At 43.9% G+C, this 23,994-nt stretch carries 20 protein-coding genes and 1 pseudogene; 10 read left to right on the plus strand and 11 right to left on the minus strand.

Going from position 1 to position 23,994, the window contains the following annotated elements:
• Positions 1 to 207: 207 nt before the first annotated feature.
• Positions 208 to 1,338 (plus strand): AI-2E family transporter, encoded by a 1,131-nt coding sequence (locus H6G03_RS24680; protein ID WP_190470064.1) that lies wholly within the window; start codon positions 208 to 210, stop codon positions 1,336 to 1,338.
• 2 nt (positions 1,339 to 1,340) lie between these two features.
• Here H6G03_RS24680 and H6G03_RS24685 read toward each other — a convergent pair whose 3' ends face one another.
• The 5 genes from H6G03_RS24685 to H6G03_RS24705 all read right to left on the minus strand — a co-directional run bounded on the left by H6G03_RS24685 (position 1,341) and on the right by H6G03_RS24705 (position 5,912).
• Positions 1,341 to 1,934, minus strand: coding sequence for a rhomboid family intramembrane serine protease (locus H6G03_RS24685; protein ID WP_190470067.1), 594 nt, complete (start codon positions 1,932 to 1,934; stop codon positions 1,341 to 1,343).
• 204 nt (positions 1,935 to 2,138) lie between these two features.
• Positions 2,139 to 2,303, minus strand: coding sequence for a hypothetical protein (locus H6G03_RS24690; RefSeq protein WP_190470070.1), 165 nt, complete (start codon positions 2,301 to 2,303; stop codon positions 2,139 to 2,141).
• 10 nt (positions 2,304 to 2,313) lie between these two features.
• Positions 2,314 to 3,216: a tRNA pseudouridine(55) synthase TruB gene (gene truB, locus H6G03_RS24695; RefSeq protein WP_190470073.1), complete on the minus strand. Its 903-nt coding sequence runs from the start codon at positions 3,214 to 3,216 to the stop codon at positions 2,314 to 2,316.
• Between the two features lie 23 nt (positions 3,217 to 3,239).
• Positions 3,240 to 3,983: a DUF1963 domain-containing protein gene (locus tag H6G03_RS24700; RefSeq protein WP_190470168.1), complete on the minus strand. Its 744-nt coding sequence runs from the start codon at positions 3,981 to 3,983 to the stop codon at positions 3,240 to 3,242.
• A 204-nt stretch (positions 3,984 to 4,187) separates the two neighbouring features.
• Entirely contained in the window at positions 4,188 to 5,912 is a 1,725-nt protein-coding gene (locus H6G03_RS24705; RefSeq protein ID WP_190470076.1) for an alpha/beta hydrolase, read from the minus strand.
• A 241-nt stretch (positions 5,913 to 6,153) separates the two neighbouring features.
• Between H6G03_RS24705 and H6G03_RS24710 the strand changes: the two genes are divergently transcribed.
• Positions 6,154 to 7,845 carry a serine/threonine protein kinase gene (locus tag H6G03_RS24710; protein ID WP_190470079.1) on the plus strand — a complete coding sequence of 564 codons (1,692 nt, stop codon included), beginning with the start codon at positions 6,154 to 6,156 and terminating at the stop codon, positions 7,843 to 7,845.
• 56 nt (positions 7,846 to 7,901) lie between these two features.
• Here the strand turns inward: H6G03_RS24710 and H6G03_RS24715 are convergent, their stop codons facing one another.
• From H6G03_RS24715 to H6G03_RS24725, 3 genes and pseudogenes are all read right to left on the minus strand, one after another.
• Positions 7,902 to 8,828: a DMT family transporter gene (locus tag H6G03_RS24715; protein WP_190470082.1), complete on the minus strand. Its 927-nt coding sequence runs from the start codon at positions 8,826 to 8,828 to the stop codon at positions 7,902 to 7,904.
• Positions 8,829 to 9,055: 227 nt separating this feature from the next.
• Positions 9,056 to 11,182, minus strand: coding sequence for an NAD-dependent DNA ligase LigA (ligA, locus tag H6G03_RS24720; protein ID WP_190470084.1), 2,127 nt, complete (start codon positions 11,180 to 11,182; stop codon positions 9,056 to 9,058).
• Positions 11,183 to 11,335: 153 nt separating this feature from the next.
• Positions 11,336 to 11,521 (minus strand): annotated as a pseudogene (locus H6G03_RS24725) (hypothetical protein); the annotation flags it as partial.
• 80 nt (positions 11,522 to 11,601) lie between these two features.
• On the opposite strand from H6G03_RS24725, the gene H6G03_RS24730 reads away from it, so the two are divergent.
• The 4 genes from H6G03_RS24730 (at position 11,602) to H6G03_RS24745 (ending at position 15,353) form a co-directional block, all read left to right on the plus strand.
• Entirely contained in the window at positions 11,602 to 11,904 is a 303-nt protein-coding gene (locus H6G03_RS24730) for a hypothetical protein (protein WP_190470087.1), read from the plus strand.
• The gene (locus H6G03_RS24735) at positions 11,876 to 12,511 is read left to right on the plus strand and encodes a hypothetical protein (protein WP_190470089.1); all 636 of its coding nucleotides are present in this window, start codon (positions 11,876 to 11,878) and stop codon (positions 12,509 to 12,511) included. Before H6G03_RS24730 ends, H6G03_RS24735 begins: the two co-directional genes overlap by 29 nt.
• 21 nt (positions 12,512 to 12,532) lie before the next feature.
• Positions 12,533 to 14,806 (plus strand): CHASE2 domain-containing protein, encoded by a 2,274-nt coding sequence (locus H6G03_RS24740; protein ID WP_190470091.1) that lies wholly within the window; start codon positions 12,533 to 12,535, stop codon positions 14,804 to 14,806.
• Between the two features lie 169 nt (positions 14,807 to 14,975).
• Positions 14,976 to 15,353 (plus strand): hypothetical protein, encoded by a 378-nt coding sequence (locus tag H6G03_RS24745; RefSeq protein ID WP_190470094.1) that lies wholly within the window; start codon positions 14,976 to 14,978, stop codon positions 15,351 to 15,353.
• A gap of 174 nt (positions 15,354 to 15,527) precedes the next feature.
• On the opposite strand, the gene H6G03_RS24750 is transcribed toward H6G03_RS24745, so the two are convergent.
• The 3 genes from H6G03_RS24750 to H6G03_RS24760 all read right to left on the minus strand — a co-directional run bounded on the left by H6G03_RS24750 (position 15,528) and on the right by H6G03_RS24760 (position 18,581).
• Entirely contained in the window at positions 15,528 to 16,442 is a 915-nt protein-coding gene (locus H6G03_RS24750; protein WP_190470097.1) for a hypothetical protein, read from the minus strand.
• Positions 16,443 to 16,445: 3 nt separating this feature from the next.
• Complete coding sequence (locus H6G03_RS24755) at positions 16,446 to 17,123, minus strand: hypothetical protein (RefSeq protein WP_190470100.1); 678 nt, start codon at positions 17,121 to 17,123, stop codon at positions 16,446 to 16,448.
• Positions 17,124 to 17,405: 282 nt separating this feature from the next.
• The gene (locus H6G03_RS24760) at positions 17,406 to 18,581 is read right to left on the minus strand and encodes a response regulator (protein ID WP_190470103.1); all 1,176 of its coding nucleotides are present in this window, start codon (positions 18,579 to 18,581) and stop codon (positions 17,406 to 17,408) included.
• Between the two features lie 754 nt (positions 18,582 to 19,335).
• On the opposite strand from H6G03_RS24760, the gene H6G03_RS24765 reads away from it, so the two are divergent.
• The 4 genes from H6G03_RS24765 to H6G03_RS24780 all read left to right on the plus strand — a co-directional run bounded on the left by H6G03_RS24765 (position 19,336) and on the right by H6G03_RS24780 (position 23,951).
• Positions 19,336 to 20,823, plus strand: coding sequence for a TldD/PmbA family protein (locus H6G03_RS24765; protein ID WP_190470105.1), 1,488 nt, complete (start codon positions 19,336 to 19,338; stop codon positions 20,821 to 20,823).
• A 216-nt stretch (positions 20,824 to 21,039) separates the two neighbouring features.
• A complete protein-coding gene (locus H6G03_RS24770) occupies positions 21,040 to 21,615 on the plus strand; it encodes a Uma2 family endonuclease (RefSeq protein ID WP_190470108.1) in 576 nt (191 codons plus the stop codon).
• Between the two features lie 159 nt (positions 21,616 to 21,774).
• Positions 21,775 to 23,121: a TldD/PmbA family protein gene (locus H6G03_RS24775; protein ID WP_190470112.1), complete on the plus strand. Its 1,347-nt coding sequence runs from the start codon at positions 21,775 to 21,777 to the stop codon at positions 23,119 to 23,121.
• Between the two features lie 92 nt (positions 23,122 to 23,213).
• On the plus strand, positions 23,214 to 23,951 hold the full coding sequence (locus tag H6G03_RS24780) for a Mut7-C RNAse domain-containing protein (protein ID WP_190470116.1): 738 nt from the start codon (positions 23,214 to 23,216) through the stop codon (positions 23,949 to 23,951).
• Positions 23,952 to 23,994 lie beyond the last annotated feature (43 nt).

Raw genomic sequence — 23,994 nt, forward strand, 5'->3', positions numbered from 1 at the left:
GGGATGCCAATGCCTCAATCAATTTGGAAAATGCGCCGCCCAACAAAGTAAGGTTGGCTAAACCTGAACTAAACGCCTGCGGACAAGAAGGTGCCGACACCCTTGGTAGAAACAGGAAGTAGACAGCGTTGTCCGGTTATGTCTGGCAATGTATAAGTTCTACGTAGCAGACAGAATTGTCCGATCTTAACTGTTAGCAGAAAGCCTATGCTCAAGTCCCTCAACAAACTCCCGCGTCAGTTCACTATCGGCTTAACCTTTCCCATCATCTATCTGAATGGCTGGCTGCTGCTAAGGTTAGCTAGAGAGCTACAGCCTTTGGTCAGCACTTTAATTGCAGCTACTCTGATTGCCTTTTTGCTAGACTATCCAATCCGATTCCTTCAAGAGAGAGGGTTAAAGCGAAGCTGGGCTGCCATATTGGTACTGCTAGTTTTTCTGCTGTTTTTAGCGACCCTGGTGCTGTTTGTGGTGCCTGTGATTTTACGGCAGGCGAATGAATTGGCAATTAGGTTGCCGGAGTGGCTCAAGTCTGGTCAGCAGCAACTGCAAGCTCTCCAAACTTGGGCAATTGCACAACAGTTGCCGATCGATCTCAATACCAACTTAAATCAGTTGATCGAAAAATTAACTAGCGTGCTGCGTTCTTTGACGGGTCAACTGATCGGCTTGGTCTTCAGTGCGATCGGCAGTATTGTAAATGTTTTCTTGACGCTGGTGTTCGTCATCTTTCTGGTTTTAAAAGGTGACAGTCTTTGGAATGGCATTTTAAGCTGGTTGCCCGCCCAGTGGGGCAGTCAAATTCGACAATATTTACCACAGAATTTCGAGCGTTACATTGCCGGTCAAGTTACTCTGGCAATCATCATTGCGATCGCTCAAACCGCAAATCTATTGATTTTAGGTGTGCCTGTAGCTCAGTTATTTGGATTTGGGATTGGTGCGGGCAGTTTGATCCCATTTGGCGGTACGGTTGTGATTGTTTTGGTGAGCTTTTTGCTGGCACTGCAAAAGGTTTGGTTAGGAGTCAAGTTTTTAGTACTGGCGGTAATAATCAATCAGATCGTCGAGAATGTCTTGGGGCCGCGCATTGTGGGCGAACTGACTGGTTTAAATCCGGTGTGGATGCTCATTTCTTTGGATATTGGAGTTAAGCTTGGGGGAGCCTTGGGGCTGCTGGTGGCTGTACCGATCGCTGCTTTTATCAAAGCAACTTTTGATAAAATCCGCGCTTCTAACTTCCTCTTTCAAGCGCAAACTGTGGCTGGAGAAATTGTCTCTTCTGCACAAGAAAACGATCGACCTGCGGATGTGTCCCCCAGTCAATCAGTAGGTTAATTTCAGGCGTTGTACGATCGCTTGGGCTTCGACAAGAGGCGAGCTGCGATCGCACCACCGATAAATCCAAATAAGTGTCCCTGCCACGATATCGCCGGATGGGATGGCAAAACTCCCCAAATTGCGCCGCCGTAGAAGAAGCCCACAATTAATGACAGCGCAATAGATACAAAGCTGCGTTCAAAGAACCCTCGCAGCAACAAAAATCCCAGGTAACCAAAAATTAACCCACTAGCACCGATGTGAACGGAATTTGATGGGGCAGTTAGCCAAACACCAAGTCCGCTGACAAGCATTGTGACGCCGGAAACTGTAAAAAAATCTCTGGTTTCTCGCAGCATAATCAACCAACCCAAGGTGAGGAAAGGTACGGTGTTAGCTGCTAGGTGAAACAAATCGCCGTGCAGAAATGGGGCGAATAAAATGCCGCGCAGACCTATTTCGGTGCGGGGTATTATACCATAAATATTCAGCGCTCCTCTGAGCAAGAAGAGATCGACAATTTCTAAGCACCACATAAAGGCGGCGATGCCGCCTAAGATGATGACTTGGGTTTTCAATTCACTAAATATTGCTTTGGCGTCTTCTCTGCTCATTTTTTTTGCCTCTAATGTATCTATTTTTATTGTTTCTAAGGTAGCAAGTTTAGTGGTACGTTCGCAGGACTAGGTATGTAGGTGTAATATTATGTCTGGTGGTATGGGTAGTATATGAGCGATACGAAAGATTATCTGTGGAGATCGGGGGTTAATTTTTTACCGCAGATGTAGGCAGATAAACGCAGATAAGAAAGAGATTTTTTATGGAACCGATTCTACCAGATATGATATAATTTTATGAATTATCGCTACATACTTAGCACTTTGCTTAGGTAATCGGCGATCGCAACTAATAAATTCTGACGAGTAAAGCTGTCGCACATTGATTACCCCGTCAATATCCAGAAAAAGCACCATTTGTTGCATGGATATTTGCCTAGATCGCCTCGAACACCATTTGGGGGATCAGTAACAGATCTGGATCTGAGTAAAGCAAACGACCAATTCCCAAAAAGCGTTTGTCTTCGCGATCGATCCGCAAAACTTCCTCTTTTGAATATTCCGCTGGAACTTCTGTTAAAGGAATGCGTTTACCTTGACACCAATATTTTGCATCTGTTGTCGATAGTACGATCGGTTTTAAATGTGACAAAGCTGCTGCTGGGGGAATGGGATTAAAGCTTCGTTCCTGTAGCTGTTTTTCCAATTCTTCAAAAGTCAAACTATCGGACAAGCTTAAACCGCAACTTGCAGTGCGAATTAAAGCGGCAAGTGTTCCGCCAGTTTGTAAAGCTGCACCCAAATCGCGTGCGATCGATCTAATATAAGTACCTGGGCCACAAGCGAGCGCCACATCCAATTCTGGGTATTCCCCACTTCGCCAATCTAATATTTCTATTTTATAAACCTCCACAAGTCTAGCTGAAACTTCAATAGTTTCTCCCGCACGCGCTAAATCGTACAAACGTTTACCTTGAACTTGAATTGCACTGTAATTTGGAGGTACTTGTTGAATTTTTCCTTCAAATTGCTGGAGTGCTGCTTTGACTTCCTCCAAACTCAATCCTGTTACCGCTTGAGATGTGAGAATTTCTCCCTGCAAATCATCTGTAGTAGTAGTTAATCCCAATCTAATTGTTGCTTGATATGCTTTATCTGGCTGCAAATATTGTAACAGGCGAGTTGCCTTACCCAAAGCTATGGGTAAAACGCCTGTAGCAGCGGGATCTAAAGTGCCGCCGTGTCCCACGCGCTTGAGGCGCAAAAGGCGTCGCACCCGCGCTACGCAGTCGTGGGAAGTGATGCCAAATGGTTTGTTTAAATTAAGAAAGCCTTCCACAGTTCAATTTTATAAGTTTACAATTAATGGCACTGCCAGAAGAAAGCAAGTTTTTCTTTATGTTCTGGACATTGCACAAGATAGCCTCTTCCTGCATCGCCCCACATATAAGTAATATTATCTTCTGAATCAAGCTGGAAAATAAATTGAGTCATTGTTTGGTTACAAGTAGGGCAATTTGGGTATGAACTGCCTTGTATCCAATCGGGCCAACCTGCTAATTTATCTCCTGGTTCGGGTCTCCAACCAAAGTAATTGTCCAAAATGTCAAGGTTTTCCTCATTTGGTGTGATGCCAAAGAAGCTTTCTACATCCTCCCAGCTAGGAGAGTCTCCTATCTCTTCCCATCGTATAATTAACTTGGCGGGAAATAAATTTTCTATTTCCGGAATTTCTATCTTTGCTGATTTAGCCTCCGGTTGTACAATCCTAAGAAGTTTGATTTTGGCTGACTCCCCAGCATCACAATCACCCTCACAATAAGGTTCAGTGCTTGTACAATAAAACATTTGTAAAATTCCATTACCGAACTTTTCTTTAAGGCTTTTAGGAAGTTGGTCAAGATTGAGTTGCAAAAAAAGCTGCATCGGTTTTTGGCAATTTGGGCAAATTGGCCAGGTTTCACCTGCACTCAACCAGGGTTTACCGGAAAATTTTGATGCAGTTAAATCGCCATCGCCTTCTCGAACGATCGGTTTCCAAGCCGAGCGCCTCACGCTGCTGAGTTTTGCTTTCAGATTTTCAAATTGTAGATTATTCGATCGCATATTCAAAGGAATTATATTTTCCCATTCGAGCTTACTTAGATATTGCACCTGTATTGCGAACCGCCAGGGATTTTAATTCCTGGGTCATAGCTTTACTCCTCTTAACAAGACTAAAGAAAAATTCAGTTCTTTCTCTGCGTTCCTTTGCGATTACCTTTGCGTTCCTTTGCGTTAAAACAATTACCTCACTTCTCAGCAAATTAACTAACGTCTAGGCGAACCAGTTGCTTGTGTTGTAGGACGCTGAAGCGCCGCTGTTAACTCATCGGAGGAAAGCGATCGCACAAAACTAAGCGGGAGAGGTTCTTGACCGAGGGATTCGACATAAGATGCACTCAAATAGGGTTGATATTCTGACAGATTGGAAACATAAGATTGAAAGAAAGCCAAACTCAAAACATTGGTATAGCGACGTGCTAAAGCCAAGTCTGGGCCAAGCACAGGTTCGGGAAGTGGTAGGTCTGACTCTGTTGGTGCGAGAGTGGAAAAATGGGTACCATTTTTGATGACGACGAGATACTTATTTGGAGTAGTTAGCCAGGTGAAAGGTTGAATTTGTTCTGACAAAGCGGGTGCAACGGTATCGGCGCTACCGGAAACAATCATTACTGGAGATTTTATCTGGCTAAGACCTGTTGGCCCTAAGATGCTGCTAGTTATCGGGTTGATCGCGATCGCAGCTTTGATTCTGTCATCCTGCAAATTATGCAGCGATGTTCCTAATTGCAGCGCCCGACACTGGAGCAAAAGCGATGTATTCCAGGAGTTATTAATAGCAGCGCAATCTTTTTGCAGTTTGGGAAAGTTAAGGGTAGCACCTGATAGAACCAGCGCAGTATAACCGCCAAAAGATTGGCCGATTATACCAACTTCTCGCACATTTATCTGACCTTGGAAAGCCGGATCGTTTTGAGATAAAAGCTCCAATTCATCGAGCAAAAACTTGATATCCAAGGGTCGATTAATAAATTCGATCGGTTCGGATACTTCATTCGCTCTACCGCTGAGTAAATCCTGCAATTGCTGGGCATTGCTACCGGGATGTTCCGGTACGGCTACAGCAAATCCATAGGAAGCTAAATGCTCGGCTAGATAGGCAAAAGTTTGGCGATCGGAACCGACACCGTGAGAAATTACAATTAGCTTAGCTGGGGTATTTAAAGGTGTTCGTTGAGGAGAAAGAGGGATGTAAATATCTGCATTAAATTGGCGACCGCGACTGCGATCGTTCAGTCTAAGAGTTTCTTTTCGCCACTTTAAAGATCCGGCCCTATCTAAAGAAGGAAGTGCAGAAAAATTCACCCGATTGGAGGAAGCAGCGGCGGCAGATTTCTGGGAAACATATGCGATCGCTCTGTCTGTTCGATCGAATATTGTTGAGAGTTCGTTGGCAATTTCTAGACCGCGTGCCAAGTCTATCCTGACGCCGGGAGTAGGGAATTTGCGTAGCACATTCAGCAGAGTCAAACCGCGTCGATCGGCTGATGCTAAAATCAGCGAAGCGCGAATGGCACGGTATCCTGGCTGACCCGAATCGGTTTTGATTACTTGTCCGAGACGTTGCAATAAAACTTCTGCCTGCGGCGTATAAAGAAACTGAGAAACAGGCACTGGGCCAACATCCAATCGCCTCAACAGAAGATTCCGTAACTGCTGCTGCTGTTCCGGTTTGGCATACTGAACGTATGGTGCTAAATCGTCCTCAATTCTGCCTTGAATGGCGTAAGCTTCCAGAGAATTTATCGAAATCGATCGTTCCAAGATATCGTAGGAAAGATAAACTCGCTCTGCTGCGGAAGCACTCGGAGTCGCCGCAACGGTGGGAAGCAGCCAAAATCCTAATAAGATGCCCACCCAGTTGAGCGGTTTTTTGGTAGAATGTATCACCTGATGCAGACTGGGGCGTTTGACGACGGAATTTTCAGCCATAAAAAGCCGGACGATCTGTCACGAAGGGTAAAAGAAAGGAATAGCTACACCGCACAGCGCTGGGGACTGCGCGATCGCAATATCTTCATAGCAACCTATTTCCATAGTGACTTAAAATAGGCTAAACGTCGAGGTCTATATCGTTTTACCTATATTTAGGTAGAGGGGGCGATCGCTCTAGAGGCTTTGATGGGAATTATAAAATTTAAACTCAGCACTAACAACCTCTACATCAAATCCCATGAATAACTCGCCAGATTCTTCTAGCCCGCGTCCGTCCCGCAACCGCTATCAGCCAATCCGAGAGCTAGGACGAAATCGAGAAAATACTAAAATCACGTATTTGGGCAAGGATAGCGCCACTAATCAGCTAGTTATATTAAAGCGATTTTTGTTAAGAAAAGCTGAAGTTAGAACTTTTGATTACCAGACTTGTCAGCCACAAATTCAACTGCTGCGCGGCCTCAATCATCCCGGCATCCCGCGTTATCTAGATTCCTTTCCGACAGGGGACGGGTTTTGTCTGGTGCAGGAATATAAACAGGCAAAATCCTTAGCTGAATCGCCCAATTTGTCACCCGATGAAATCAAGCGTATAGGCGTTGCGGTTTTAGAAATTTTGGTATATTTGCACCAACAGAATCCCCCAGTAATTCATGATAACATCAAGCCAGAAAACATTTTAATTGATGATGGTTTTAATGTTTATTTAGTAGATTTTAGCTTAACCAAAATAGCTGCCAGTAAATCTGGGTTTTTGCCTCCGGAACAGTCAGGCGATCGCAAACGAGCAGAAGCTAGGGATATTTATGGGCTGGGAGCCACCCTGATTTGCTTGTTGACTAACAGAAAATCAACCGAAATTCACACCTTAATCGATAACAAGAAGCAAATTAATTTTCAGCATCTACTCTCCGGAATTAGCCTGCGGTGGATCGAGTGGCTGGAAAAAATGGTGGAAGCATCCCCGGAAAACCGTTACTCGAAAGCAGCAGTTGCATTAAAAGCGCTCAAGCCAATTAATGCTATAGCTATAGCACAAGTGAGCTTTAGCTCATCTACCGTGGAATTTAAAGCAGCTAACCCAGGCGAAAAATTGACTCAAACACTCACCGTTACTAACTCGAATTTAGATACAATTCTGCAAGGTAAATGGTCAGTTGCACCCTCCAGTCGCGAGCCGCGTCGCCTCACAGATTCTCATCCTTGGATAAGTTTCGCTCCAGCCAGTTTTAATGGTAATCGTTCGGATTGCAAAATTACCGTTGATACTAGCAAATTAATTGCAGATAAAGTTTACGAACGCCAGATTTTATTGCAAACGAATTCTTCACCAGAAACTCACTCTTTAGTCATTAAAGTTCAAACTGCTCCTCTGACAACTCTCAAACTGCCCCTACTTTCTCTAGGTATGCTGTTTGTAATTGCTTGCTTTGGCGGTTTGGCTGCGGCGGCTTTAATAGGACATAATGGGATAACTAATTGGTTAATACTAATCCTTGGGTTAGGAGTTGGAAGCAGTGGCGGAGTAGCGGCGGCGTTTTCTTATACAGATCTGTTAAAAAGGATAATAGGTATGATAGGCGGTCTGGCAACTATAGTTGGTTTTCTGCCAGTAATGGGGTCTGAAGTTGATGTGATTGGTGGATTTTTTCTGGGGTTAATAGTGGGTGCTTTGGGGGGAGTTGTGGTCAAAAATCATCTGGAGAGAAAATTCCCGATGAAATTGGCTGCCATAATTTCTATTCTCACAGCAGGGTTAGGTATGAGTTTTGGAACGGAATTTATAGATGGGTTATTTAATCCATTTGTGCTGCTGGCTTTGGCAGGAACGGGTTTACCGTTAGTTGGGGCGATCGCACGTCTCAATTTGCATAATAAAACTGTAATTGATAACTATCGAAAATCGGAACGATATTTGATTAAGCCATAATATGCGATGCCATACAAAGGGAAGATTCGGGATCGACCCGAATCTAATTTGCCCTTTTACTTACGACTTTTACCAAGTGCGATCGCGATCGATCCAGCTACTACCAAAACCGCCCCAAAAACCGCCAAACCTGTCAGCTTTTCCGGTGCAACTAAGTTAGGGAAAAATAACGACACAGCCCACATCGACACTAAAGTAACCAGGGGTGCTAAAGCCAAAACTGCACTTACTTTTGATGCTTCCCAATGTTCCAAAGACTCCGCAAAAGCACCGTAAGCAAACACAGTATTCAAAGCACAAAAAATCAGCATTCCCCAATGCAATGGGCTGAGAGTTAACAACTGCTGTGGCGAAGTGGCGGGGGTAAACACTAAAGCACAGCACCCATAAATCAGCAGCATGATGTGAGAAGAAGGCAATTTTTGCAGCAATTGTTTTTGTGCCATCGCATAAACAGCCCAAGTTATTGCCCCTACTACAACCATACCGCTGCCCAGCAGATATTTAGTCGGTTCAACGATGAAAACTCGCAATTGTTCGTTGAAGAAAAGAATCAATCCTAAAGTCAAAACACCCAAACCTATCCATTGACGCCGGGTGTAACGTTCCTTGAAAACAACTATGCCGCCCAAACCCATTAAAACGGGAGCAATCTGAATCAAAACTTCTGCGTGAGATGGCGAAGTGTATGCCAAACCTTGCAGGAAAAGCAAGTAATTAATTGCCAAATAAACAACGGCAATACCTAGCAATTGTATAGGTAATCTTCGCAATTTTTCTATAGGCGGTAATTGCTGACGTGCAGCTAAATACCCACCCAGCAGTCCAAAAGCCACCAAAAAGCGAAACCAGGTGAGGGTATAAGCATCAAGCGCTTGCACCGTTACGCCAAGCGCAACAGGTAGAACGCCCCAGAGAAAGGTTGTGAAAAGCGATAGGGCTAAGCCTAAACGCCAGTTACCAGAACTTTGATGAAGTCGCATTATGTGATTTTAGATTTTAGATTTTAGATTTTAGATTTTGGATTTATGGGAATCGTAAATCTAAAATTTGACACCATATAAAACTACCCGCTGTTCTGCCATCAATTCAATGGGTGGTTGTTCTATGAGGTGGGAACTCATAAGTTATCCTTCCTTCGCGTCCTTCGCGTCTTCGTGGTTTAATCTTTCAACATTGCCAAAAGTGGTGGGCAATGCCCACCCTACAGTTAATTTTCCAACATTTGCAAAAGTTCTGCTTCCGACAATTGGGTGATGCCTAACTCTTCTGCTTTTTGTAGTTTGGAACCGGCAACTTCGCCCACAACTAAGTAATCGGTTTTGGCACTGACAGAACCTGTGACTTTCCCACCAGCATTTTGAATTAATTCTTTCGCTTCATCTCGCTTGAGGGTGGGCAATGTTCCGGTAATCACAAAAGTTTTGCCTGCCAAGGACAATTTTCTTGTGGGATGGGCATCTTGCCCGTCCTTTGGTATTAAATTTGCCAGTTGCAAACCAGCAGCTTTTAATCTGTTAATTAATGTCTGATTTGCGGGAACTCGGAACCACTGAAAGACTGATTGGGCAATTTCCGGGCCGATGCCGTAAACTGATTCAATAGAAGCTGCGGAAGCTTCGACTAATTGCTCAACGTTAGTGAATTTTTGGGTTAAAGTTTGGGCGTTGACGCTGCCAACGTGACGAATACCCAATCCGTATAGTACTCTAGACCAAGGTTGGGTTTTGGATTGGGCAATTGCACTCACCAATTTTTCAGCTAATTTGTTGCCCATTCTTTCTAAGGACATCAATTTTGGTGTGGTTAAATCGTACAAATCTGCAACAGATTGCACGACGTTTCTATCCACCATCTGCTGCACTAATTTTTCACCCAAACCGTTAATATCCAAAGCATCGCGACTCGCCCAATGAACTAGGGAACCTTTGAAAATCGCCGGACAAGAAGTATTGACGCAGCGCGTTACTGCCTCAGTTTGCAACTTTACCACGGGCTGGTTGCAGACGGGGCAATGGGTGGGCATTTCAAATGGTTGTGTACCGGATGGGCGAAGTTCGGTGAGAACTCGTACTACTTCTGGGATGATTTCGCCGGCTTTGTGGACAATTACGGTATCGCCAATGCGGATATCGAGCGATCGCACATAATCAATATTGTGTAGGGTAGCCCGCGAAACTGTCGTCCCCGCCAATTGTACCGGGGTAAGTTCCGCCAATGGTGTCAGCGCCCCCGTTCTTCCCACATTCACGCTGATATATTCCACCCGCGTCGGCGCTTCTTCTGCTGCGTATTTCAGCGCTACCGCCCAACGGGGAAATTTCTGAGTAAAACCGAGTTGTTCCTGAAGTTTCAGGGAATTTAGCTTTACCACTACCCCATCTGTCATGTAGGGCAAATTGACTCGTTCCGTATCCCAATACTCGTAATATTGCCGAACTTCATCTAGCGAAGGACAGATTTTGCGATTGGGATTGACGCGGAAACCCATTTTTTGCAGCAATTCTAACGATTCCCACTGAGTTTGAAAATCTCTTGTGGGATGGGCATCTTGCCCGTCCTTGGGATGATCTCTTGTGGGATGGGCATCTTGCCCGTCCTTGGTATCATCTCTACCGGGAATGTGCAGCGTGTAGGCAAAGAAATCCAATCGTCGCTTTGCCACAATGCGAGAATCTAATTGGCGCAAAGTTCCAGCTGCGGCGTTGCGGGGATTGGCAAATAACTGTTCGCCAGCTTTTTCCCGTTCCCGATTGATTTGTTCAAATACTTGTAAGCCTAAAAACGCTTCGCCGCGCACTTCCACGCGGGGTGGTGGGTTTTCTAAGTTCAGTTTCAGGGGAATTGAGCGAATTGTCTTGACATTTTGGGTAATTTCTTCGCCTGTAATGCCGTCGCCTCTGGTTGCGCCTCTTATCAGTATGCCATTTTCGTAGGTTAGGGCGAGTGCAGAACCGTCTATTTTGAGTTCGCAAACGTATTCAACATTGTTGGTTTGTGGTGCAGGCGTCCCGCCTGTGATTCCACGCCGCCAACGTTCTTGCCAAGTGGCAAATTCCTGAATATTAAAGGCATTTTCCAAGCTGTAGAGGGGAACGTTGTGTTTTACGGCAGTAAAGTGCGTGGCAGCGCGTTCTCCCACGCGCTGAGTTGGGCTATCTGCCGTTATCAGTTCTGGATACTGGTTTTCTAGTTCTTGCAGTTGGCGGTAGAGGCGATCGTACACCGCATCCTCCATAATTGGGTTATCGAGGACGTAGTACGCATAGCTTGCTTCCTGGACTTTTTGCCGCAATTGCTGAACTTGCTGCTTGATTTCAGGCGTTACCTCTGCCACGGAATCTGTCTCCCTCAAAAATCAGACGAAGCTTAGATTCCTAGTTTAACTTCCATAAGACTTTAGCTGTGGGGTAATTCGTAAATTACCTCAAAAACTATAGGAGTTGAAATTACCTGCTGTGAGTGTAAGCTCTCCTGTAGTAAGTATTTAGATGATGCCTTGCGAGCGAGCTTTTTCGCTGCCAGAGGCAACTAATGGCAAGCTTTCTTGCAAATAATCTGTCAAGGTGCTTGAAGGTGCGATCGGGTGTTCCGGTAGGAATATTATACCTTTTTGTGTGGTTAGATTGAAGGCTTCTTTAACTTTGCCGATCGTAGTGAATTGAGTGTAAGGCATATTGTCGAGTTAGAAATTATTTGTCGTCATTAATTGCTTTTAAGGTGCTGTTAAAATTATGGGAGCATTGAGGTGTAAAAATGAGGATATGGTTGGCCAGTTTTATACTTTTGTTTGTGTTGGCGCAACTGTTTCAATGGATGAAACAGTTATCGCTGCCATTGCCGGTGTTTATTGTGGGTGGATTGTTGCTGGCGATCGCATCTAACTACGATAAGCGATCGGGTTGGCCTTTCGCACATAAGCTGCCTGAATCCCAGGTTACCATAAGCCAGTCACCAATTGTCATGGATGCGATCGATTTACCCAAATCTCCATCGATTTCTACTCTTACAGGCAAACAAGATAGTAAAGATGAATTGGCACAAAATCAGACAAATTAGAATCGGTGCGATCGCCTTATGTACTGCTGCTTTAGTACAATTTACCAAAACGGTAAACTCAGGCGAACCATCTTTGCGGCTAAATTCGATCGGCGGCGTCAGGGTGGGCAATATCGAGTATCGCACTTCCGAAACAGTCCCAGATGCCAAACTAGAACGCGCCATTTTGAGAGATCATCTGACAGACTACACACCGACAGATCCGCAAAACTACGTGCGCTATTACTACAACCGAATTGACCTTAACGGTGACAATCAACCGGAAGTGGTGGTGTATCTCGTCGGTTCTTACGTCTGCGGTTCGGGAGGCTGCAACGCACTGATTTATACTACCGTTGAACAAGATTATCAGTTATTATCCAAACATACCCTGGTTAACCCGCCAATTTTGGTCACAACTCAACGCACGTCTGGCTGGAAAAATTTGGTGTTTCTCGTAGGTGGCGGTGGCGTTACACCAGGATACAGGCTGATGCGATTTAATGGCAGAAGTTATCCTTTCAACCCTTCCGTGCAGCCAGCAGTACGTGCCCATACTACCCTCACGGGAATTGGATTGTTGAGCGATACTTTTGCCAGTCCCGGTATCAAAATTAAACCCAGATAAAAGTCTCAGAAGTGGTTTTATATGTGGACAAATTTAAAACGGTTTGTTTGGGAATGGCGGGCAGTTTTAATTACTACACCTTCGATGGCGGGACTGGTGTTGCTAATGCGCTCGTTATGTTTGTTGCAGCCTTCCGAACTGTCAGCCTTCGATCGATATATGCGTCTGCGTCCGCAAGAATCTGCCGATGACAGGATTGCGATCGTCACTATTGATGAAACAGATGTGAAAGAATGTTGTTATGTAGAAAGTCGCGACTTACTCCAGTTGATAGAAAAACTAGAAGAACATCAGCCAAGAGCTATTGGTTTGGATATTTACAGTCATTTAATTGCAGCGGAAGGTAAGGAGAAATTACGGCAGACGATCGCATCTACCCCCAACATGGTTGCTGTTAAGAAAATGTTAGCACGGGAAATGGAACCCACTGTTACGCCGCCAGACAGATCAAGAGCGAAAGCACAAATGAGTGCCAGTAAGCACATCTTTGATGCGGATATGAGAGTGCGGCGCGGCTTTCTCTCAATAACTATGAAAAATGGGAAAATTATCCCCAGTTTGAGCTTAGATTTGGCTGTCCGTTATCTGGAAACGGAAGGTATTTACCTCCAGAAAGTTGACGAGATGAGATTTCGCTTGGGTAAGGCGGTATTTGCACCTTTCGATCGAAATGACGGCGGCTATGAAGATGAAGATGCTGATGAGATGGGATACCAGACTATATTGAACTATCGAAACACCAGTAAAAATTTCAATATGGTTTCGATGACAGACGTTCTGCAAAACCGCGTACCGCCAGAATGGGGAAGGGATCGGATCGTCTTAATCGGTCCTGTTAGCGAGGCTTTTGAAGATTTAGTTTTAACTCCTTACAGCGGCGGTTTGCACTACCGTCCTCATCCCATGCCGGGAGTAGAAGTTCATGCCCATTTTATCAGCCAAATTCTCAGTGCTGCCCTCGAAGGTCGTCCGCTTTTCCAAAGTTGGTCGCAACCTGTAGAATGGCTGTGGATTTTATTTTGGGCAGGAGTGGGTGGAACCCTGAATTGGAGTTTGCGATATGCGGGTGAATCGAAGTCTGCCTCCTCATTGTTGAGAGGATTTGGTGCTTATATCGTCGCAGTAATTACTTTGCTGGCTAGCACCTATGCGGCTTTTTTGGGGGGGTGGTGGTTGCCTGTTGTGCCACCGTTTTTAGCGTTAACTGGTGCTTCTATTGTGATTACTGCTTATATTGCTCGCACCGCTGGAGAAATTCGCCAAACTTTTGGACGTTATCTAACTGATGCGATCGTAGCTAATTTGTTGGAAAATCCGGAAGGAATGAAACTCGGTGGCGAAAGGCGAAAAATTACTATACTGACTTCCGATTTAAGAGGATTTACGGCTTTATCAGAACGGTTGTCTCCAGAAGAAGTTGTGAAAATACTGAATATCTATCTGGAATCTATGGCAGATGTAATTACCAAGCACAAAGGAACTATTGATGAGTTCATGGGCGATGGAATTTTAGTTCTTTTCGGTGCGCCTATTACCAGAGAAGATGATGCGAAAAGGGCGGTTGCTTGCGCGGTAGATATGCAGCTGGCGATGGGTGCTGTTAACGAAAAGATGAACGAGTTGGGATTGCCGCCTTTACAAATGGGAATCGGTATCAATACCGGGGAAGTTGTGGTGGGAAATATCGGTTCTTACAAACGCACTAAGTACGGTGTAGTTGGCAGTCAGGTAAACTTAACTTATCGCATCGAATCTTATACAATTGTCGGTCAAATTCTGATTTCAGAATCGACTTTTAAAGATGTAGAAAATATCGTGAAAATCGGTGGTGAAAAGCAGGTAACGCCGAAAGGAGTTAAACAGCCTATCACTATCTATGAAGTGGAGGGTATTGCTGGGGAATACAATCTTTTTCTGCCTAAAGAAGAAGAAGAAGTATTTGTGCGCCTTCCTGAAGAAATTTCCATACAATACGCTGTTTTGGATGGCAAGAATATCGGCGATACCGCGTTCAAGGGAAGTTTAGTCAAGCTTTCGCGTCGGAGTGCGGAAGTACGTTCTGAGGGAGAATCGGGCTTTGCACCACCAGCGCTAACCAATATTAAGATGAATTTATTAACACCGGACAGCCAAGAAGTTAGCGAAGATATTTATGCCAAGGTTTTAGATAAATCGGCGGGGGATGGCAGTTTTCATATCTATTTTACGGCTATTCCTCCGGCTGTAAAAGAGAGGCTGGATGCTATTTATAACTCTGGATCTATCGGCCAAACTGAGATAAAGAAACCTGATTAATTTGCCCAAATGGGAATTCGATCGATAGCGAGCTCATCTTTCCGGAAAACTGGCGGCGTGTTGTGAATATATTGACAGCGTTGTTTAACTAAAGATTAGTTCGCAGGTTTTTCCTCTACCTATGTCCAACGGAATTAAGTTTAAAAATAAAGCAAATTGGTTGCCGGCTATGGCAACGATTTTAAGTATGGGATTGCTGAATTTATCAACGCCAGCTTTGGCAGATTCAACTACGAGTGATTGGAGCGAGTGGATTGATATTTATAGCCTTGAAGGGGGTAGCCGAATGAGTGACCCTCCAGGCTATGCCAGTCTAAGAGATTGTTTGACGAATGGTGTTAATTTTTTGAGAAGTCAAAGAGCGACTCAAACTGGTGTTCTCAGACGATCTGCTGCTTTCGGGCGATTTGGCGATATTTCTGCCTACTTAATTTGTGCGCCGGAAGGTGATAGTGTGATGGTGTTTGTTTCTGGGCCTAGCAGTCAATACCAACGAGTTCAACGCTTACGCAGACGTCTGACTAATGAGTTTATCAGATATTATTAATCTTCGGCAAGGGCTGACAATTGGGCGGGCGTCCCGCCCACCCCACAAGAATGGAAAGTATCTTGTAGGTTGCGTCAGAGGTTAAAGTTGTTCTGTATTACTAATCGATCGAGTCTGACGCACTTTACAATTGATGGAAAAATGGGATAATGCGATCGATCTCGTTGACCAGCTTCAGCTATTTTCTGGTTCGGCTTGTGTTTCGCTTTTAGCGTTTTTCAGCAGATAAGATTTTTGGCTGGGGGAAATCATTCCTTGCAGAGATTCTTTGAATTCTAAATTGCCTTTTGAATTTAAAGATGCCTGACTTACTGTTAGCATGGAGCCGCTTATTTTGCAGGTTGGGCAATTCTGAAGGTGGACTTCTAAACTGGGAACCGGGATATCTTTCGCTGGATTAATTAGTTGACCTGCTTGGATAAAATTCTCTTTTTTTACCAAATCCAAAAAGTTTTCGGAAGAAAGACCTTCCACATTTCCTACGCGCTCTTTCTCGCCGTACCATCCATTGCAACTCTCGCAGAATGGTTGTTGGGCAGCAAAGTAAGCTAAAGCAATTGCTATGCCATCGATTATCGCTAATTCTATTAACCAGTAAACCCAAGTAAAAGTTTCGTCGAGTTGAGCGCCTTCTGTACCGAATTTGCCTATTTTAACACCTTGTTTGGCGCTGTATTTCATAAATCCCCAGAAACCTGTGGCTCCTGTTTCTTGATTTAAGTAGGCGTCAATCATTTTGTCAGCAATGGCGCGATCGACTTGTCCGAATTCTTTGCTAATTTCTCTGGATGCTTCTTGCTTAAAGCTTAAGTATTCTCCTGCTTGAACGGTGCCATAAACTATCAGTCCGGTTAAAGCAGCAAAGGCACTGGCAATTAAGGGATTTCTGACTTTTCCTCCCCTTACAGCATTAGCACTCACCATACCACCCGCCAATCCCATGAGTGCGGGGAATACGAGAACTAAATAAACAAGGCGCGATACGGCAAAAGTTATCCCGCCAATGGCTAAACCTCCTATTACTGAGGATAATAGCAGCCATTTAAATGCACCACTGGCTACTTTGTTGCTTGGTTGATAGGGTTTCATATTTTATAATACTTTTGGTTGAAAAGGTGATTGTGTAAGTTTGGTATGCAGTCGCTCGACTTTGACAAATTTGGAGATATGATACATCCGGGGTGAAAGTCTTTTCAGACATTCACTAAGTTCTTCTTTTGATGGTCTGATAACTTTCAAGGATCTCACTAACTTTGGATATATTTTGGCTTCTACCCACCTACTTTTATAGGTGAAAACTTGATACAGCCAGTATATAAAAGCTCCCAAGCTCAGTAGGAAGAATATTATTGTGAGATTTATGAATATACAGGCAAAAAGCAAAAATGTAATTGCCAGTCCTAAACTGATATAACTTTTGATACCCAAATTTTCAAATTTAGTTTCCCCTAATAAATTTTCCCCTACGTCTCGCTCCATAAGTAAGAATGGTTCTAGGATTAAATTTATACGTTCCTCTCTGGGCATAAATGCACCTCCGTCACGCTTGAGTTGCTTTTCTAATTCCAGGCGATCGGCATAATATTCAGTTAGGTTTGGAAAAGTTTCTCGGCTCAATTTAGGTATTTCATTTGTGGATGATTTGACTACTGCCTGATATTTATTCAAGTCTGTGTTTATCGCGTAGCCACATTCTTGACAAATGCCTCTGTAGGCGACTATCTCTTTCCTGCCGATGGGGATAAAATATATATGATTGATTAGAGCCATTTGCAATAAACGGCAGTTTCTTATATCTCTGCAAATTGGACAAAAATCAGCAACATAGCCAAGATATTTAGTTAGTGAATATTTTCCCCAAACTATCATCCCAGGCTACTCCTGTATTTGGGATCGGATGAGTAAATATTGCCGCTTTGTTGCAGTTTCAAGCAGGAGCGGCAATATTTTTCTGTTCTACCATATCGATGATGCAAACCGGGGAATCTTATAATTTTTTAATGCAGAGATACACATAAGTTTACAGAAAAGTTTGCCGATCGCAACTTGCATTTATACAACTAGCTCTTTTTCTCCCTCTCTCTCCTTTTCCGGCTGAGTGACAATTGGCAGAACTTCGTAGATATCTTGCTCTTGTTGTTTGCCGCGAGGGATAACGCGATCGATCCAGCGCAGATGAAATAATTCTGGTTGAGTTAACTGGGCGATCGCTGCTTCACTGACAATAATCTCACAGTGATAATGTTTGGTCAATTCTTCCAACCGCGCCGCTGTATTTACGACATCGCCTATTACGGTGGAGTCTAAGCGCGAGTCGGCACCCAAAGCACCAATCACTGCCTTACCGGAATGAATGCCAATACCGATTTTGATCGGCTGCTCTAAGTTATATCGATCGCGATCGTCATTAAATTCATTCAAACTTTCTTGCATCATTAACGCTGCATTTAAGGCATCTTGAGCGTGGTGTTCGGGACGATCGAAAACTACCATTAGCGCATCGCCCAAGTATTTATCTATAAATCCGTTATGGGCAATGACGGAAGAGTTCATCTGCGTAAAAAAAGCATTGAGCCAATTAAAAGTTTCGCTGGCTGTTTGGGATTCTGAAATAGAGGTAAAGCCGCGAATATCGCAGAACAAAACCGTAACCTCTTCTTCTTTGGCGTTACCCAACTGAATCGATTCTACGCCCCCTGGCGCAATGCGACGGAGATATTGATCCGGCACAAACAGCCGCAATTTTTCTGAAAGCGCTTGATTGATGTTCCAAGCAGCGTAGAGTTGTAATTTGCTTTTTGCCTTTAGTTGTTCGCTAACTTGTTGATGAATTTGTTGCGATCGCATTTGCTGAAGCCGCCAAATGCTAGCTATTTTAGTTAGCAGTAACTGACTTTTAATCGGCTTAGTTAAATAGTCATCTCCCATCAACTCCAATCCGCGCAATCTGGAGGAGTCGTCATCCAAAGCTGTCAGGAAAATTATCGGTAGTGTTTGGAACTTCGGATCTGCCCGTAATTGCTTGCAGACCTCAAAACCATTCATATCCGGCATCATGACATCTAGCAGAACAATGTCTGGCGGCGATTTCTCGATCTTTTCCAGCGCTTCGAGTCCACAAGACGCAGCTAGGGTAATGTAGCCTTCTGATTGTAATAACGCTTGCAATAAGCGAATATTATTGGGCTCGTCATCCACGAGTAAGATGCGGGGCGGGCTATTTTGCATAATTATGGCTTTAAATTGACCTCGCACGGTTTAATGGCAGACGCTTGCGCCTGAGATTGACCGGCAATTTCATTTTTCCCAATACTAGGTGGCTTCAGATAGATCCGCATTAGTTGTTAGTTAGCGTTTAAAGCTAGCTCCACGTCTAATTTACCAATCCTCCAGTCACCTTCGGTAGATGCACCCGCTTCCGGTTTGACAGCTCGGTATGCTGTGTAAAATTATACCTTTATTTTTTGCCGTCAAGGTTTGTTAAAAAAATAGCAACACTTATTTAATATACATTGAAACATGAAACTGCTGCTATAACAATCAGACTTGTGGAGTATCTCCTGTTTCATACCAAAGAGAGTGAGAACTGCGTGGATACTGAGCTAAGTTTTTGGCCTACTGTCCGTAATACCGCTTAATTACGTAAGTGTTTCAGGACTTCCACAGCCAGTTTGAAAAAGACTATACCTAGTAGGGTTAATTGATACATTTACTCTACATTCAGATATTATGCGTAGGTTTTATTTTCGTAATTTGAGTATCCTGGCAACCAATAATTGACGAAAATTATAGCGAAATATATCAGAATTGCCAGCAAAAAAAATAATAAAAGGCTATTATCTAAGAATTATAATTTTTAATATATGTATTAAAAATAAAAAAAAGAAAGAAATCAGTTAAGTTTGAATAGGGAGTTTTAACTTTTAACGTTTGTCCGATCGAAATCGCTACAATAGATTTTTAATCTAGCGTAGGACTTGTTATGACACAGGCGATCGCTCCCATTACCACCACTGACCTTGCTACACTAGCTATTGACAGGATTTCCCGTGCTGGTTGCGAGTACGGGGATGTGCGCTTCTGCACCTATCGTTCGCAGAACCTCAACGCACGCGATCGCTCTTTGGCAAACCTCTCCGATAATGTGAGTTCCGGATTTGGAGTGCGCGTACTCCTGGATGGTGCGTGGGGTTTCGCCGCCAGCCACGATCGAACTCCAGCGGAAGTGGAAAGAATAGTCGATCTGGCGATCGAAATTGCCAAAGCCAGTCGCCTCACTCAACAAACAAAAGTGCGGTTAGTACCCGTGCAAGCTTACCGGGATAGCTACATTACTCCGATCGAAATCGATCCTTTTTCCATATCGATTAGCGAGAAAGCAGAACTTTTGTTGCACATCAACGATCGACTGCTTGAGTTTGGCAGCAAAGGTATTAAAAAAGCATTTTCCTTCCTCCGATTTAGACGGGAAGAGAAAACCTTTGCTTCCACAGATGGTTCTTTAATCGAACAAACAATTTATCGCAGCTATCCGGGATTCGGTTGCACTGCTATTGCCAACGGCGATGCCCAAAGTCGCAATTACGAACGTCCGCCTTTAAATAAAGGATACGAATATATCGATACCCAAGATTTGCTAAACCAATTAGATCGGGTTGCAGAAGAAGCGATCGAAAAAGTCCACGCACCAAAAGCCCCATCTGGCATTAGTACAACGCTGATTCTCAAACCGACTAATGTTTGGTTAACCATTCACGAATCTGTCGGACATCCTACCGAACTAGACCGAGTTTACGGTTACGAAGCTAACTTTGCCGGCACCAGTTTTGCGACTACCGAGAAATTGGGCAAATTGCAATATGCTGCACCTTGGGTGAATTTTAAATGCGATCGCACCCAACCGGGTGGAAGGAGTACAGTCGGTTACGATGATGAAGGCGTTCCCGCCCAAGATTGGTACGTTGTCAAAGATGGCATTTTAGTAGATTATCTCACCGATCGCGAAACAGCTTATCGCCTCGGTCGTGGCAGCAGCAACGGTTGCGCCTTCGCCGATAGTTGGTCTAGCGTTCCGATGGTGCGTATTCCCAATTTAGGATTAGAACCGGGTGCAGATGGCGGTTCTCATACTGCTACTTTAGAACAGATGATTGCCGATACCGAAGAAGGTATTTTAATTGATGGAATTGGCAGTTTTTCGATCGACCAACAAAGACGCAATTTCCAATTCGGTGGCGATGCTTTTTGGAAAGTGGAAAAAGGCAAAGTAGTAGGGATGTTAAAAGATGTCACTTACCATTCGATGACTACTGATTTTTGGAATAGTGTCGATGCAGTTGGCCCTGCTTCCGAACGGCAACAATGCGGCACCAATATGTGCGGAAAAGGCGAACCGATGCAAGTAGCAGAAATGACCCATGCTTGCGTGCCCGTGCGCGTGCGAAATATTCACATTGGCGGAATATCGTGATTTTTACTAGCTAGACCTGATAAAGTTATGCGTTTTGAGTTAAAAAATTTCCTAACTTAAAACTCATAACTAAAAACTTTTTTAGCCCCTAACTATAAAACCTTGGTTTTAGGTGTTTATTTTGCATAGATTGCCTAAAAAATCGCTCTCCAGTCATTTTACTGCTTTTTATGACAAAATAAAGTAAATAATAATTTATGCGCGAGGTTGTATAGTATGCCAAACCCCACCATCGCCATTCCCCAAACCTTCAAAGTAACTCACGAACAATTCCAACAAATTGCTGCCGTCAACCGTGACTTAAGGCTAGAGAAAACAGCGACAGGAGAATTAATAGTTATGCCCCCCACTGGAAGCGAGACAGGCAAGCATAACCAAGATATTTCGGGACAGCTTTGGCTGTGGAACCGCCAAACCAAACTAGGGGTAGTATTTGACTCTTCTAGTGGGTTTCAATTGCCCAACGGCGCAGATCGATCGCCTGATGCCTCTTGGGTTAAATTAGAAAAATGGGATGCTCTTACACCTACAGAAAAAGAAGGTTTCGCTCCCATCTGTCCGGATTTTGTGGTGGAATTGCGTTCCAAGTCTGACAATATGGAACCATTGCGGGAGAAAATGCGGGAATATATCGCAAATGGTGCTACTTTGGGATGGTTAGTCGATCGGAAAAATCGGAAAGTAGAGATATACAGGCAAGGAAGAGAAGTAGAAATATTAGATAATCCTACCTCTTTATCTGGGGAAGATCTGCTACCGGGATTTGTCTTGGATCTGACTGATGTTTGGTGAAGGCGAGATCCCCAGCCATTCAGGTACGTTTTTACTCTTTAGCGCTATCTTAAAGAGTGTTGAAGTGCAACAACATACCAAATATTTAAGTAGGGCTAATCGCTGGAATGCGATAAAGAGCCAAACCCAGCAAATTTTTAATCCAAAACCAAAATCGAAATGACTTTAGCAACAGCATCAACTCTTTTGACTGAAGACCGAGCTTTATCCCTGATCGATTCAGTCATCAAAAAATCCGAAGCTGAGGGAGTTTTTGTCAGTCTCAGCAATAAATCTGAATCCCTCAGTCGTTATTCCGAAAATCAAATTACTCAGAACATTAGCCGCACAGAGTTTAATCTCAACATCACCAGTTATTTCGGCAAAAAGAGCGCGTCTAGTTCTACAACCGATTTAGATGCAGATGCGATCGCCTCCACGCTTCGCCGTTCCGAAGAACTCGCCAAAATTGCGCCCGAAGATCCGGAATGGGTGCCACTTTTAGAACCGCAAAACTACGAACAGCGCACGCCAGCTTTTGATGAAGCTACTGCCAATCTTTCACCTTTAGAAAGAGGAAAAATTGTCCAGCGCGTGTGTGCGTTGAGTGCAAAAGCAGGCGTTAACGGTTCCGGTACGCTGAGTACGGACGCTTATTTGAGAGCGATCGGCAATTCCAAAGGTTTGCGTGCTTGCAATAAAGGCACAGAGGCAGATTTTAGCTTTACTGCTAGGATTGATGACGGTTCGAGTTGGGGCGATCGCACTGGTTTTGCCATCAATTCTTTGCCCTTTGAAACATTAACAGAACAGTTAATCGAACGGGCGATAAAATCGCGTCAACCCCGCGAAATAAATCCGGCAAAATATCCGGTTATCTTGGATGTAGCTGCTTTCGGTTATTTACTAAGTTGGGTAATGTGGAGTTTGGATGCTAGGGCGGCGGATGAAGGGCGTTCCTTTATGTCCCGCAGCGACGAACAAGGCAAACCTGCTGGCAATCGTTTGGGCGAAGCAATGTTTAGTCCATTACTCCAAGTGCAGCGAAATCCGGCGCATCCCCTCCTACAAAGCGGCACTTTCTTTGCTGATGGTTTGGCGAATAACTACTTGGAAATCATCAAAGATGGCGTTCCCAAAGCATTATCTTACAGTCGCTATTGGGCGATGCAACAAAGCAAAGAACCGACTGGTGCTATGTTTCCTTTTGTGATGTCCGGTTCGGATAAAAGTTTAGCAGATTTAGTTGCCCAAACAGAACGAGGCGTTTTGGTAAGTCGTGCTTGGTACGTGCAATACGTGAACCCACGTTCGTTAGACGTGACAGGTATGACTCGCGATGGTACATTCTGGATAGAAAACGGTGAGATTGCTTATCCGATTAAAAACTTCCGCTTTAACCAGAATTTGCCGGAAATGTTGCGCGATATTGATGATATTAGTACCGTGCAACGCTATAACAATAGTGTGGTGCCAGCAGTGCGGGTAAAACAATTTAATTTCAGTAGCATCACCGACAGCGTTTGATAAATTGGCTAGTTGTAGAGACGTTTCATGAAACGTCTCTACTCCGCCTCAAGTACAAATTCAATCTAAAATCTAAAATCTAAAATCTAAATATGGCAACAGTTAATTTTCATTTTCATACAGAGCTAAATTTCTTTTTGCCTACTAATAAAAGAAACGTAACATATAGCATTGTATTGTCAGATTCGCCATCAATCAAAGATGCGATCGAATCCCAAGGCGTCCCCCATCCTGAAGTTGCCCTAATTCTCGTCAACGGCGAATCTGTAGACTTTTCTTACCTCTTGCAAGATGGCGACGAAATAAACGTTTATCCTATTTCCGAATTAACTAATAATAGCTACAGTGTTTCTGTGGAACCAGAACCGTTAAGTACACCTTGTTTTGTGCTTGACGTTCACTTAGGAAAGCTAGCGTCATCCTTGCGAATGTTGGGTTTCGATACACTGTACAGAAACGATTACGATGATGAAGAATTAGCCGAAATTTCCAGCCGCGAAAAGCGAATTCTCCTCACTCGCGATACCGGATTGCTAAAGCGCAGTATCGTAACTTACGGCTATTACGTTCGCCAAACCAATCCCCAAAAACAACTAATCGAAGTCATCAAACGTTTCGACCTCAAAAAAGCAGTCAATCCATTTAAAAGATGTATCACTTGCAATGGTTTATTAGCACCAATTGCCAAAGAAACCATTCTCGAACAAATCCCGCCAAAGGTCAGGGAAAGCGTAGATGAATTTCATTCCTGCCAAGATTGCAAGCAAGTTTTCTGGAGAGGTTCCCACTATGACAAAATGCGACAATTTGTTGACGAAGTGCTTGGCTGATGCTATCAAATAATTTAGTAATGTAGGGTGCGGATAGCCTGCG

This window comes from Aerosakkonema funiforme FACHB-1375, assembly GCF_014696265.1.
GTDB classification, from domain to species: domain Bacteria; phylum Cyanobacteriota; class Cyanobacteriia; order Cyanobacteriales; family Aerosakkonemataceae; genus Aerosakkonema; species Aerosakkonema funiforme_A.